General features: G+C 43.1%; 12 protein-coding genes. 5 read left to right on the top strand and 7 right to left on the bottom strand.

Annotated elements, in window-relative coordinates:
* Positions 1–24: 24 nt before the first annotated feature.
* Positions 25–1,434, top strand: coding sequence for an NADP-dependent phosphogluconate dehydrogenase (gndA, locus tag ACI35L_RS16225; protein WP_049670225.1), 1,410 nt, complete (start codon positions 25–27; stop codon positions 1,432–1,434).
* 52 nt (positions 1,435–1,486) lie between these two features.
* Here gndA and ACI35L_RS16220 read toward each other — a convergent pair whose 3' ends face one another.
* Positions 1,487–2,686, bottom strand: coding sequence for a dicarboxylate/amino acid:cation symporter (locus ACI35L_RS16220; protein WP_439803316.1), 1,200 nt, complete (start codon positions 2,684–2,686; stop codon positions 1,487–1,489).
* A gap of 469 nt (positions 2,687–3,155) precedes the next feature.
* Here ACI35L_RS16220 and abc-f point away from each other — a divergent pair, with 469 nt between their 5' ends.
* Together abc-f and ACI35L_RS16210 are read left to right on the top strand one after the other, a co-directional pair.
* Positions 3,156–4,853: a ribosomal protection-like ABC-F family protein gene (gene abc-f, locus ACI35L_RS16215; RefSeq protein ID WP_439803315.1), complete on the top strand. Its 1,698-nt coding sequence runs from the start codon at positions 3,156–3,158 to the stop codon at positions 4,851–4,853.
* Positions 4,854–5,136: 283 nt separating this feature from the next.
* Positions 5,137–5,703, top strand: a complete 567-nt coding sequence (locus ACI35L_RS16210; RefSeq protein ID WP_049670228.1) for a TetR/AcrR family transcriptional regulator — start codon at positions 5,137–5,139, stop codon at positions 5,701–5,703.
* 171 nt (positions 5,704–5,874) lie between these two features.
* Here ACI35L_RS16210 and ACI35L_RS16205 read toward each other — a convergent pair whose 3' ends face one another.
* From ACI35L_RS16205 to ACI35L_RS16195, 3 genes are read right to left on the bottom strand one after another with little or no spacing between them, the layout of a single operon-like run.
* Positions 5,875–6,600: an MOSC domain-containing protein gene (locus ACI35L_RS16205; protein ID WP_439803314.1), complete on the bottom strand. Its 726-nt coding sequence runs from the start codon at positions 6,598–6,600 to the stop codon at positions 5,875–5,877.
* 15 nt (positions 6,601–6,615) lie between these two features.
* Positions 6,616–7,269 (bottom strand): potassium channel family protein, encoded by a 654-nt coding sequence (locus ACI35L_RS16200; RefSeq protein ID WP_049670230.1) that lies wholly within the window; start codon positions 7,267–7,269, stop codon positions 6,616–6,618.
* A gap of 26 nt (positions 7,270–7,295) precedes the next feature.
* Entirely contained in the window at positions 7,296–8,609 is a 1,314-nt protein-coding gene (locus ACI35L_RS16195; RefSeq protein WP_439803313.1) for a TrkH family potassium uptake protein, read from the bottom strand.
* Between the two features lie 298 nt (positions 8,610–8,907).
* Between ACI35L_RS16195 and ACI35L_RS16190 the strand changes: the two genes are divergently transcribed.
* The gene (locus ACI35L_RS16190; protein WP_049670232.1) at positions 8,908–9,087 is read left to right on the top strand and encodes a hypothetical protein; all 180 of its coding nucleotides are present in this window, start codon (positions 8,908–8,910) and stop codon (positions 9,085–9,087) included.
* A gap of 28 nt (positions 9,088–9,115) precedes the next feature.
* On the opposite strand, the gene ACI35L_RS16185 is transcribed toward ACI35L_RS16190, so the two are convergent.
* The 3 genes from ACI35L_RS16185 to ACI35L_RS16175 form a co-directional block, all read right to left on the bottom strand.
* Positions 9,116–9,328, bottom strand: a complete 213-nt coding sequence (locus ACI35L_RS16185; protein ID WP_049670233.1) for a DUF378 domain-containing protein — start codon at positions 9,326–9,328, stop codon at positions 9,116–9,118.
* 115 nt (positions 9,329–9,443) lie between these two features.
* The gene (locus ACI35L_RS16180; protein ID WP_049670234.1) at positions 9,444–10,313 is read right to left on the bottom strand and encodes a hypothetical protein; all 870 of its coding nucleotides are present in this window, start codon (positions 10,311–10,313) and stop codon (positions 9,444–9,446) included.
* Between the two features lie 66 nt (positions 10,314–10,379).
* The gene (locus ACI35L_RS16175) at positions 10,380–12,038 is read right to left on the bottom strand and encodes a glycosyl hydrolase family 28-related protein (RefSeq protein ID WP_049670235.1); all 1,659 of its coding nucleotides are present in this window, start codon (positions 12,036–12,038) and stop codon (positions 10,380–10,382) included.
* Positions 12,039–12,259: 221 nt separating this feature from the next.
* Between ACI35L_RS16175 and lepB the strand changes: the two genes are divergently transcribed.
* A complete protein-coding gene (gene lepB / locus ACI35L_RS16170) occupies positions 12,260–12,808 on the top strand; it encodes a signal peptidase I (protein WP_049670236.1) in 549 nt (182 codons plus the stop codon).
* The last annotated feature ends 202 nt before the right edge of the window (positions 12,809–13,010 follow it).

Below are 13,010 nucleotides of genomic sequence, written 5' to 3'. Positions count from 1 at the left end.
CCATGAGTGAAAGGAATGTTAGCAATGGGAAAACAACAAATCGGTGTCATCGGTCTAGCCGTCATGGGCAAAAACCTAGCATTTAATATAGAAAGCCGCGGGTATTCCATTTCCGTTTATAATCGTTCTTCTGATAAGACAGACGCAATGATGAAAGAGGCGGAAGGCAAAAATGTGCTGCCTACATATTCAATTGAGGAATTCGTCAATTCTCTAGAAAAACCTCGTAAAATACTAATTATGGTTAAAGCAGGTGCCGCTACAGATGCGACAATTGCACAATTAACTCCTTACCTTGATAAAGGTGATATTATCATTGACGGCGGCAACACATTCTACAAAGACACACAACGCCGTAATGAAGAGCTCAGCAAGCAAGGCTTCTACTTCATCGGTACCGGTGTTTCCGGCGGTGAAGAGGGAGCATTGAAAGGTCCTTCCATCATGCCGGGCGGGCAAAAAGAAGCGTATGAGCTTGTTGCTCCTATCTTGAAGGCGATCTCTGCTAAAGTCGGCGAAGATGATTGCTGCACATACATCGGTCCGGATGGAGCAGGACATTATGTCAAAATGGTCCATAACGGAATCGAATATGGAGACATGCAATTGATCTCTGAATCCTATTCCTTGCTCCGCCATATTCTTGGACTTAACGCTGAGGAATTACATGAAGTGTTCTCTGAGTGGAATAAAGGTGAACTAGACAGCTACCTAATTGAAATCACAGCTGATATCTTTACGAAAAAGGATGAAGAAACAGGCAAGCCAATGGTTGACATCATTCTTGATAAAGCAGGCCAAAAAGGTACTGGAAAATGGACAAGCCAAAGTGCACTTGACCTTGGTGTTCCGCTTCCAATCATCACAGAATCCGTATTTGCACGCTTCTTGTCTGCCTTGAAGGATGAGCGTGTTGCTGCTTCTAAAGTATTATCTGGTCCTGCACAGAAAGAATTTACTGGTGATAAAGAAGCATTCATCGAATCTATCCGCAAGGCCCTTTATATGAGTAAAATTTGCTCTTATGCACAAGGATTCGCTCAAATGAAAGCTGCATCTGATGAATTCGGCTGGGATCTTCAATACGGTGATATCGCGATGATCTTCCGCGGCGGCTGTATCATCCGTGCGCAATTCCTGCAAAAAATCAAGGATGCCTATGACCGCAATCCTGAGCTGAAGAACCTTCTTCTTGACGATTACTTCAAAGAAATCGTGACTAGCTACCAGGATGCGCTTCGTGAAGTGATTGGCGCAGCAATCCAAGCAGGTATTCCTGTACCATGCTTCAGCGCTGCCCTTTCATACTATGACAGCTACCGTGCAGAAACATTGCCTGCAAACCTATTGCAAGCACAACGTGACTACTTTGGTGCTCATACGTATGAGCGTGTGGATAAAGAAGGTATCTTCCATACAGAATGGATGGAATAAGAGACCTAAGAAAAAAGCATTCAGAACAATATGTTCTGAATGCTTTTTTTGATTAGATGACCTGTTCCTCTCGTTCGATTTGAAGCTTGGAGGAGTCCTCCTTAGGAGCGAAACGACCTGCAAGGGCCGATATCGCTCCGTCGCCTGTCACGTTGCAGGCAGTCCCAAAGCTATCCTGTGCGAGATAGAGGGCAATCATGAGTGAAAGCATATTATCAGAGAAGCCAAGCATGGATTCCAGCAGACCTAGTGCCGCCATGACCGCACCGCCGGGAACCCCGGGAGCCGCTATCATTGTTACGCCAAGCATCAAAATGAATGGAAGCATCTGCATAAATCCAGTATCTATGCCTTGAAGCATCATGACCGCCATCGCACAACTGACTAATGTAATCGTACTGCCAGATAGATGAATGGTTGCTAATAGAGGCACCGTGAAATCAGCGACTTTTTTGTTCACGCCCATTTTCTTCGTGAACTTCAGGGTAACCGGAATGGTTGAAGCAGATGACTGTGTTCCAAGGGCGGTGAAATAAGCTGGCAGCATCCCTTTTAGCATCTGGTATGGATTATTCTTTGTGACAGAGCCTGCCATCGTATATTGGAATGCCAGCATAATGAGATGGAGTGCAATAATCATGACGAACACTTTTGCGAATACACTCATAATGGAAGCAATCTGTCCGCCTTGTGTCATATTGGCGAAGATGCCGAATATATGAAGTGGCAAAAGCGGGATGATGATCACATTAATCACTTTGACGACAATCTCTTTAAACTCTTCCATCACATTCAGCAGGGCATCACCCTTAATAGATGCCATCCCGAGTCCAATTGTAAAGGCTACTAAAAGGGCCGTCATAACGCCCATTACAGCTGGCATTTCTATCGTGAAATAAGGAGACAGCAAGGCCTCCTCAGGACTTGTGAAGCTTTTGGCGACCTGGTTTTGCAGAAGGGAAGGATACATTGTCTTGGCAGCCAGGAAGGCAAATATTCCGGCAAGGATGGTAGAAGCATAGGCGAGGCCGGTTGTAATGCCAAGCATTTTTCCAGCTCCTCTTCCCATCATTCCGATTCCCGAAGCGATGAAGCCGATAATAATGAATGGAATGATGAATTCAAGAAAGCTTGAGAATAACCCATTAAAGGTTGCAAATATGCGAACCAGCCAGGCTGGTGCAATAAGACCAATCATAATTCCTAAGAAAATGGCAGCGATAATTTTCGGTAAAATCCCAAATTGTTTCATGATGTCCTCCTCGAACGTACAATTGTTCTTTATGTGTGGATTATACATGAAATAGCCAGGAATCGAAACCCTTTTGCGCAAATTGATGACAAAATCCTAGTCTTTTTTTGAAAAGAGTGCCGAAAGCGGCAGGAATCAAAGGAATGAATATTGGCTATACGCCCATTGACAAGGAGGAAATTGGAAGATTATACTGTTGGTAACTTATTTGAAAAGGACTGATTTGGGACAATGAAATTCTAATCTGATTTTACAGGTCGTTTGAAATTTAAAACAGAAACCTGAAAAATTGGATTAGTGCGCCCTTTTCACCCTCTAACATATGGAATGGCAGAAGGTCTCCATGATTGATTCATGGGGTGTTCTTTCCTGTATTCCGGTTTATAGGCGCATTCCTCCCTGGCAGGTTTCTGTTCCAGGGCTTTTTGTTTTGCGTTAGCCCTGCCTGAAATATGATGGAGGTGATTGGATGAATGTCATCAGTCTAAGAGGAATAAAAAAATCGTACGGAGATAAAGATGTTCTGACAGGAATGGAGCTGCATGTCCGCATAAAGGAACGGATTGGACTTATAGGGATAAATGGAGCGGGAAAAACTACTGCAGCTAATATTTTGGCAGGTGAGCTTGAACCGGATGAGGGAGTAATAGAATCATCATCAGATCATTTGAACATCGGCTATTTACGCCAGTCGGTTGAATACTCCAGCAAAACATTTAAAGCAATCGAAGAGGCGGGGCATGATAAAGGATTTTACACTTTTGCAAGCTTGATGGGACTTCGAAAGCTCAAGAAATGGAATGAAGAGGATTTCGGACATTTAAGCGGAGGAGAGAGAATCAAGCTCGCACTTGCTCATGTATGGGCCTCATCGCCTGATTTATTGATTCTAGATGAACCGACCAACCATTTGGACCAGGAGGGAATCGAATGGCTGATTGGGGAATTGCAGGTCTTTCCTGGTGCCGTGGTCATTATATCCCACGACCGTTATTTTCTCGACGAAACAGTTACAAGAATCTTTGAATTGGAGAAAGGGGAAGCAAAAGCCTACGACGGCAATTATTCTGCCTATCATGCACAGAAAGCGGAGAATAGACGTATTGAACAAATTGCCTATGAGAATCAGCAGAAGGACATCCGCCGAATTGAGTCACAAATGGAGCAATTGCAGAATTGGTCTGAAAAGGCCCATCGAGAATCTACCAAGCAGGGAGGAACCATCGGGGCGAAAGAATACCATCGTGTGAAGGCAAAGAAGATGGATATACAAGTCAAATCAAAAAGAAAACGTCTTGAATCAGAACTGAGGAAGCATAAAGCCGAAAAGCCGGAGGAAGAGCCTCAAGTTGATTTCCGCTTCTTGGACGCTGGAAAGCATGGGAAGAGAATAATAGAGGTGAAGAAATTAAACAAGCATTATGGAGAAGAAGTTTTGTTCGAAAATAGCCATTTCTACGTGAAGCGAGGAGAGAGATTTGCATTGACTGGGAGTAATGGTTCTGGCAAAACAACCTTGCTCCGTATCCTTTGTCAGGAGGAAAATGCGACAGACGGGGAAGTATGGGTGAGCCCTGGTGTATCCATTGGATATATGAGTCAGGATGTCGGTGATCTGCCGGCTGACAAGTCGGCAATCGAAGTCATTGGTTTACATGACAGAGAGGAGCAGCAAAGAGCAAAGCTGATTCTGACCCATTTAGGTTTGTCCAGAGATGACATAATCAAGCCGATGCAAGCTCTGTCCCTCGGTCAACGGACAAAAGTGAAGCTTGCCTGTCTGCTTCTTCATGGCTATGAGCTATTGATTTTGGATGAACCGACTAATCATCTTGACCTTATCAGCAGGGAGAGACTTGAAAGCGCATTAGCCTCCTACCAGGGAACGGTCATAGCCGTATCTCATGACCGTTTTTTCTTAAATAAGATATGTGATAAACGCCTGCATATTGAGAATAAACAAATTAAGCGGCTGGAAGATAACGTTATAATGGAAGAAAAGACTGATTATCTTGAGGAACAGCTAATGGTAATGGAAACCGAAATGACGGCTCTTCTCGGCAAGCTGAGTGAAAGGACAGCGGGTGATGGGATATATGAACAGCTTGATGAAAGGTTCAATGCCCTTGCCAGCCAGAAGAAAGACCTCCTGAAAAATAAAAGATAAAGAAAGGCCGGCTTTTAAGGATAAACGAAAGCCGGCTTTTTCGATTCAATTATTCATTCTAAGCCATACAGGTTCCATCCATTATTTCCTCTCTTTCTCTCATTCAATTTTTGAAGTTCGTTCTAACAAAAATGGGGCATACTCAGTAAGAGTAGTGATGATTGATCACCACTCGAAGCAGTTTTTACTGCTAGGAGAATCGAAAAGTTCTAAGGCCCTTTGACGATGGATAAGGTAAAGGTTGAATAGGCTATGAATGTAAAAAATAAGCGGGAGATTAGTGATGAAAATCGATAGACGAACAATTAAAACAAGGCATTTGATCAAGCGTGCATTTACTGACATTGTTCATGAAAAACCAATCAATAAAATAACCGTGAAAGAAATTGCCAATCTGGCTGGGGTGAATAGAAGCACCTTTTATCAGCATTTCAAGGATGTATATGAGGTGCACGAGGCCGTATTAGAGGATTTTGCGACTGAATTTATTAGGTTATTCAGGGAGCGAGGATACCAATATCATAAGGAAGACACGGAACGGTCATTAAGGGGGTTAATAAACTACATGCAGGATAATGAAAAAATTTTTAAAATCCTTGTCAGGCATGATGAGAGTGTCCTTGTCGACAAAATGTCCCGAAAACTCATTTACTATGCAAAAGAAAGTAAATATGAAGGATATGTAAGAAATCCTGAACAATTCGTTTGTGCTGTTTATTTCCTTATGCATGGAATCATAGGGTTATTGAAGAAATGGTTTGATCAAGAGTTGGATTACTTCCTGGCTGAGGTAGGAAATCTCATTTATACATTCATCATCAATGGATTTGTCTTAAGAAACCAGCACTAAGCTGGCTTAAGGAGTGATTTGGCTGTGCTTCAGGTTTCCTGCATCATGGACCCTAAAAAATGAAAAAAACCTAGTCAAGCAGACCTGTTTAGCAAGTGGATATGCAGCATTGATATTTAGCAGATAATAAAGAAGGAGTTTGAACAGAAATAAACGTTCAAACTCCTTCTTTTATGATAAAAGGCGAATATCATCACCTATATGAATCGGCCCGGTTGCAATGACCGAGGCATATACACCAAAATAATTCTTCCGAGTATTAGCGACAAGCTTTAAAAGAGAGGGATCTCTTAGTCCGGTTTCGGGATCAACGGTAATAATCATGCAGCGCTCGCAAGGTTTATTGATGGAGATTCTCACGGTATCGCCAATTAAGAGTGTCTTCCCAATCCATTGTTCCTCACCAAATGGCTGCTGTTCAGTTAGCGAGAGAAGAATATTTGGCCGGAAGCGTCTGTAATCAAGTGCTTTTCCCCATTCCTCAGATAAGGATTGAATGGAAGCTTCCGAGACTAGGAGTAAATGGTCCTCCTCAAGCGGTCCGATTGGAACCTCATTAGTAGTGTATTGTACAGGCTGGATTGGCCTTTTGGATAATGTCTCCAGTTCTTCTAGCAGTATTGGGTCATCCCATTCAAGTTCAACGCCATTTGGTGTTCGGACTGCAATGGCCGGATAGCGCTCTAAATCATCTTCTCCTTGAAAGGACGCTGTGTAGCAGGCCATTTGCGGTGCCTGGGTGATGGTCAAAAATTTGTCTATCCGGGAAAGATCACGATAAGCATGACTCCGGTCCCCGTATAATCCATAAGGCATGACATTCGTTTGCGTCACTTCCTCACCCGTAAATGATTTAACCGGGTGCCGCATTAGTCCTTTTACATGACCAACCAACAAGACACTCACCTCGAATTATTTATATTTTTTCTTGAATTTATCAATGCTTGTATTCGACCCAATGAGCAGAAAGTCATCGCCAGGCTGGAGCTGCAAATCAGCAAAGTGTGAGAGAATAGGTTCACCATTGCGAAGCACCAAGGATACAGTAATGTCAAACTTCCTTGAGAAGTTCATTTCATTCAATGACTTCCCATGCATCAATTCCGGAACCTCCATTTCAATCGCGGAAATATCTTTCGTAATCTCAATATATTCAATCACACCTGTAAGCATTTCTTGTCGGGCAACCTTTCTACCGGCCTCTTCTTCAGGAAGGATGACACGGTCAGCGCCCAAGCTTTGCAGGATTTCCCCGATTTCCCGGTTATTTGCCTTCGCTATGATTTTTTTCGCTTTTCGTTCCTTGACCTTTTTTGTGATAAGAATCGCGGAATAAGCGTCAGAACCAATTGCAATGAATACAGCGTTGAACTGATCAATCTTCAATTCATCGAGCACATCGCCTTCGCGGAGGTCCCCAACGATGGCATGTGTTGAATACTCATCAAGCAGCTCAAGGTTTCGTTCATCCTTGTCACTGACAACCACTTCACAGTGCTGTTTGTGAAGCTCCTTGACAATCCCAGTTCCAAATCGTCCGGCTCCAATGACTAAATATGACTTCATGATTTTGTATCTCCTCTTTGTTTAGATTAGCCCACAGCTAAGTCTTCTTTTAAGTATCTAGCTTTAAATTTTTCTGCTTTAAAAATCGTATAGATGAAACTGAAAATACCAATCCGGCCAATAATCATCAACAAGATTAGTATGGTTTTCGATGCACCTGTCAATTCGTTTGTAATGCCAAATGAGAGCCCTGTATTCGTCAATGCAGACAGAACCTCAAACATAATTGGCTCAAGTTCCTGCGGCTGCCATGTTGTCAGCAAAATGGTGGATACGAAAAAGAGCGTGATAAAGGTAAAGAAAATCATAAATGATTTATCGATCGTATCCTGTGTAATCGTCTTGCGCATGATGACCACTTCTTTGCGTGATTTAGCCACGGCACCAATCTTTGCGATTAAGACGGCTGCCGTTGTCAGCCGGATTCCTCCCCCGGTACTTGATGATGCTCCCCCGATAAACATAAGAAACATCAGGCATAGAACAGTCGTAATGGTCAGCCCTGACACATCAATTGTCGTCAAACCGCCATTTCTTGAAGTTGCCGAAAAGAAAAATGCATTGGTCAGCTTGTCCCAGAAAGAAAATCCCTCCAGAATATTCTTTGATTCGAGCAAGAGATAAAGGACGGTTCCTGCAAACAGCAGCAGAAGATGCATCCGGATATTGATCCGGGTAAACAAGGTCTTCTTCTTTCTGAAGGAAAGGATGTATTCCATCATGGTTGGATAACCAAGACTGCCAAGGAAAATCGTGATTGCCGTTGTGGTCAGGAACAAATTATTGTGCTTGAATGAGACAAGGCTATCTCCGAATAAATCGAATCCTGAATTGGTAAAGCTTGCGACAGAATGGAAAGCAGTCACGAAGACAGCATCACCGAAATCATCAAAGCGCGGCCGAATCTCGCCAAAAAGAATGAAAAAACAAATCGTCTCCACAATCGATGCGATAATTAAGACCGAAACTCCCAAAGCTGTAATGGAACCCAGCTTATGATGATTCTGGTCTTTTGATAAAAGAAGCATATTTGAGACGGTAATTCGTTTATCCATTACTAAGAATAGATAACTGATGATGACAACAATTCCGATTCCCCCAAGCTGCATCTCCACCATTAAAATGGATTGTCCCACTCTTGTTAATTCCGTACCAATATCAATAGGGGTTAATCCTGTCACACTTAAAGCGCTCGTTGATAGGAATAATGAATCAATAACAGCCAAATCAGCCGTTTTTGACACAGGAAGCAGATATAGACAAGCAAATATAATGACACAGCCTATGTACAAAAAGAAAATCTGCCTAAATGAGTGGATAGAAGATTTGCTTTGCGGCATTAAAAAATCTCCATTCTTAAGTAAAATAATGTCATGATTTTTATTATAACGATAACATATCATAGCATATTTTGAGTGGATATACCTAGTGGATATCCATTTCAAGTATCACTTCAAACAATTCATAACTTTACCACAAAACTCAGCAATTTCAAATAGTGAATGTCAGCAACCTTTACCGTTTCCTGACAGATGATTTTTTATATAAAAAAAGCCGAGATTAATAGTTAAATAGATGGGGAATTTAATGGATTTCTTGAATATACATAACCTGAGGACTGAGGGAGGGGAATCATGTATGGATCATATTCGTGAAGTATATGACCGTTATAAAAAAGGCGAACGATTTGCAGAGCCGTTCTCAGAGAAGAAAATTCGGGTGAAGGACCCAAGCGAGCTCGCCGCCAATAATCAAATCGTGCAAGAGATGCTGAAGCGGCATTCCACGCATTTTCACAAAACAAAACCCCTCGCATAAGGAGGGGCCATTTCTGTTTGTTCACTTATTAGGCAGTTCTTGTTTCTTTTGCAGGTGCAAACAATAGTCCAATATTGATTAAACCAGCAATTCCGACTAATGCATAAACAATGCGCGAAAGGATGGCGTCTTGGCCTCCAAATAAGGCAGCAACAAGATCAAATTGGAAGAAACCGACTAATCCCCAGTTAACCGCTCCAATAATAGTTAAGACAAGTGCAATTTTTTGAACAATACTCATTTTGATTATCCCCTTTTCTTAAATATTTTGTAATCATTTGGTATATTCACTTAATTCGAGATAGTTAAACCTTTTTGTATAAAAAAAATATATGTTTTGTATAATTATATTGTAATCAAAGGGGAGTTTTCAAAAATGGCCATTCTTCTTTTTCAAGCTGCATGGCATATTCGATGTTTTCGGATTGTGACATGAGAGCGTAATGGAGGAAGAGGATGTTCTGCTTATCAATGATATCGAACTGTGCTGAGTGGCTTGAGAGTATAGTCACTTTTTCTATGCCCTTATAAAGAAAATGGAAAATCAGGCGGTTCTTTTTGAATTTTTCAAGCGGCCGCTCCCAATTAACGACCTCAGGTTCACCGGTTTCCTTTGATAACTCAGCATAGCTGCGTTCGACTCCTTTTAGTTGGTCGAACTGACAGGTAATGAATTCGAAGGGAATCTGATAGTGACGGTGGTAGCTTATTTTTAAATCCTCAAGGAAATAGGCCAGAGCGGACTCATAATCCACTTCCATGGATTCCTCATCAAGGAATGTGAAGAGCTTTCCGATAAAGATATCAGAATACATATGAGAAAGGATCGTAGCTTTTGCACTTTGAAGCTCAATAAACTCTACAGCAGCTGTTTCCTTATCCTCGACCTCAAACTCCATCTGGAATAAACGGAAGCGCTTTAATTGGCGGGTAGTTAAAGGAATAATCATAAACAAAGAAATCCAGACCAATAGATAGAAGAATCCCTGGAATAGGAGCCGGTTCACCTGTGATGAAACAATCGGCTTGATGATATACTCCGTCCACCAGGTTGGAGGGACGGCTGGGTCAGCCTGGAGTGGAGCAGGATCTAAGAAAAACAACTGGGCAAGGGTCCACCCGATGATGATGAAAATCCCAGAATAATAAATGAGCGATAAAACTTGAGGCAGAAATTCTTTGCAAAAAAAGACAAGCTGACTCATACCTTTTAGAATCTTGTTCACTAGCGGTCACCTCTTTGTTATAGAAACAAAATTAACCACTAAATAGGTATGCGCCAACATGCTCTTTTATGACAGATGATTGGTTTTTCCGGCAAATTTAATCGATGTTTGATAGCCCGCTGTTTCAATATTAGCTAAACGGGCAGATGGCTCTGCCACTTGAATGGCAGCCATACCGTTCTCTCTCCTTGCAGTGACAGAGGAAACGGTAATATTCTTAACCTTAGGACCAATGTCGATGGCAATGGGTGCTGAATCAGTAAAGATTAGCCCTTCAAGCTGAATATGGTCAGAATGCTGAGGCCCCCCGAAGATTTTTATGTCGGCGGAAGCCGTCTTGAAATGTCGGGAAGAAGCATGTCGGATCGTAATCGACCTCGATTTATATTGAATCGCGGCCATCGGTTCACCCTTGTAATCGTATTCAGAATCGCCAATCATCGTAAAATGATTCATGACGACATTTTGATAAGCCGATACAACCAGGCAACGGGGCGCTGAGTCTTTGTATAAGTCTGTAAAGACAGGTGCCATCGATACGAGATTTACCGCACTGATGTTAAAGGCTGACAGAGAATCCGGGTCGGTTTGCAGATGATGGCCGATATGGCGGAAATTAAAGGAGCGATTATCATGGACCGACAAATGCCCGTATATATGGACGTTGCTAGCAGCAGAAGCTGTCGCATGTGCTTTTATTTCGATGCCGCCGAAGCAATGGCTGGAGGAATTATGAATGAGCCATACATCATTCGACCCGTCATCAATCTCAAAGCCGTTTGAATTCGAAAAGCCCTCCGCATGGGCCCTGCCGCTCGGGAAGCACATATGGCTGTTCGTAATCAGCAGATGGCTGCTGTGATGGGTTGTCACACCGTCATCCCCGAAGCCATAGCCTGTTACATGGTCGACCCAAATATATCGGCTTGCCCCGCGCGACCATGTACCGTCACCGAGATATGTATAAAAGCTGGAGGAAAGATCAAACCCATGCAGTCCGGCATTCACAGCCTCCACATCCTTTACCCAGCCGTAGGTGACATGCGCATAGGTCAGGCAGCTGGAGCGATTATTCCCTGCACTTGTTCTCTGCCCGGCAGGAATCCGGCCTGAATTCCAATCAAGCGTAAGAGCTTGCACGAGAATATGGTGATTACCCCTAATAGGATTAGCATTTCTAAGAAGCGTGCTTGAAACAACCGCATCATCTGATAGCTTCAGAATAGACCTGCCCTTGCCCTCGCCGACAAAGCACGTGAAGGAAGGGAGTTTGACGCCTTTGACGATATACGTTCCTTCAGGGACAAACACCATTCTTCGTCCATGCCCAACTGCCTCCGCAAAAGCCTTCGTACAATCCGTCACCCCGTCGCCGACAGCACCATAATCAACTACATTCACTTGCTTGTTGATTGCTTGATTCAGAACTTCATACTCATCATCAAGCGTATCCTTCCACTGCGGATAAAGAGTCCCTTCCTTAAGGGCAGGGGGATGAGTTAAATCTGGCCCCTTTGTTGTCGTCAAGAAAAGACGCGGAAAAAAATAAGCGAACCGCTTTGTCATGGCAGGAAACGAATGCTTCGGTTCATTTTGGCGAATCGCCTCCTTTAAAACCTGCTCCGTTTCTGACGCCAGATTAGCCATTGTCCGTCCCTTCGGAAGCCATTTCGATAACAAAAGCTCATTCTTCTTCGGATCATGATTCCTCGATAAGCTAAGCATGAAAACCCGTCCTCTCTTTCACACACTTCAAAATAGTCTACCTGCTTTTCTCTTCTTCATTTTATTCCCCTGAAGCAAACAAGCAAACCGTAACACAAATGTAAAGGGTAAGTGAATGCCGTCCCGAAGAAAAAAAGAGTTTAACATGATACAATAAAAGATATGAATATACCAACTAATCCAGAAAGCCAATAGCTAGAAACCAAAAAAGGGTGACACACATGAAAAAAATCATGAAATCTGAACTGTTCAGTTGGATAACCGCCTTAACCATTGCCCTCATATTGGCTCTCGGCGTTCGAGCATTCCTATTTGAACCATTTATCGTAGAAGGCGCCTCCATGGAGCCAACATTAAATAATAATGAAAAACTACTCGTCAATAAGGTAGTAGCCTATACCGGCTCAGTCAACCGGCAAGATATCATCATCATTGACGGGAAAAACCGAGACATCAATTATGTCAAACGCGTCATCGGCCTCCCAGGTGACACAGTAGAAATGACCAATGACCACCTATACATTAACGGCGAAGAAGTAAATGAACCCTACCTCGCCGAAGAAATCGAAAAAGCCCATGCAGTTGACATGAATTACACCGGAGACTTTGGACCCGTCACTATCCCCGACCACCAATACTTCGTCCTCGGTGACAACCGATTAAACAGCATGGACAGCCGCAATGGCCTAGGGTACATTGACAAGGACCAAATTGTCGGTGTAAGTGAATATGTCCTTATGCCAATCAAGGAAGCCCGCAAGACAGAGTGAAGAGGAGCGGGAATGGAAGCAGGAGAAACCCTGCTTCTTTTTTATGGTATAGGGAGGAGGGGGAACTCAGGCAAAGGGATAATGAGGATGGAAGGTAGAGAGGTATGGGAGTAGCCAGGCACCTCCCGCCCAAGGCCCATGCAAGGGGTAGGAAGGGTGGACAAAGGGTGGGCATCGTCAGAGAAAGCCCACCCAATGCCCA

It is taken from the genome of Pradoshia sp., from assembly GCF_051873915.1.
In the GTDB taxonomy this organism is placed as follows: domain Bacteria; phylum Bacillota; class Bacilli; order Bacillales; family Pradoshiaceae; genus Pradoshia.
The sequence above is the reverse complement of the archived record's forward strand: the minus strand, read 5'-3'. Positions and strand labels throughout refer to the sequence as shown.

What these genes read in the sequence shown, in the direction of transcription:
- gndA (WP_049670225.1), top strand. Translation starts at nt 25, where the DNA reads ATGGGAAAACAACAAATCGGTGTCATCGGTCTAGCCGTCATGGGCAAA.
- ACI35L_RS16220 (WP_439803316.1), bottom strand. Translation starts at nt 2,686, where the DNA reads ATGAAACAATTTGGGATTTTACCGAAAATTATCGCTGCCATTTTCTTA.
- abc-f (WP_439803315.1), top strand. Translation starts at nt 3,156, where the DNA reads ATGAATGTCATCAGTCTAAGAGGAATAAAAAAATCGTACGGAGATAAA.
- ACI35L_RS16210 (WP_049670228.1), top strand. Translation starts at nt 5,137, where the DNA reads ATGAAAATCGATAGACGAACAATTAAAACAAGGCATTTGATCAAGCGT.
- ACI35L_RS16200 (WP_049670230.1), bottom strand. Translation starts at nt 7,269, where the DNA reads ATGAAGTCATATTTAGTCATTGGAGCCGGACGATTTGGAACTGGGATT.
- ACI35L_RS16195 (WP_439803313.1), bottom strand. Translation starts at nt 8,609, where the DNA reads ATGCCGCAAAGCAAATCTTCTATCCACTCATTTAGGCAGATTTTCTTT.
- ACI35L_RS16190 (WP_049670232.1), top strand. Translation starts at nt 8,908, where the DNA reads ATGGATCATATTCGTGAAGTATATGACCGTTATAAAAAAGGCGAACGA.
- ACI35L_RS16185 (WP_049670233.1), bottom strand. Translation starts at nt 9,328, where the DNA reads ATGAGTATTGTTCAAAAAATTGCACTTGTCTTAACTATTATTGGAGCG.
- ACI35L_RS16175 (WP_049670235.1), bottom strand. Translation starts at nt 12,038, where the DNA reads ATGCTTAGCTTATCGAGGAATCATGATCCGAAGAAGAATGAGCTTTTG.
- lepB (WP_049670236.1), top strand. Translation starts at nt 12,260, where the DNA reads ATGAAAAAAATCATGAAATCTGAACTGTTCAGTTGGATAACCGCCTTA.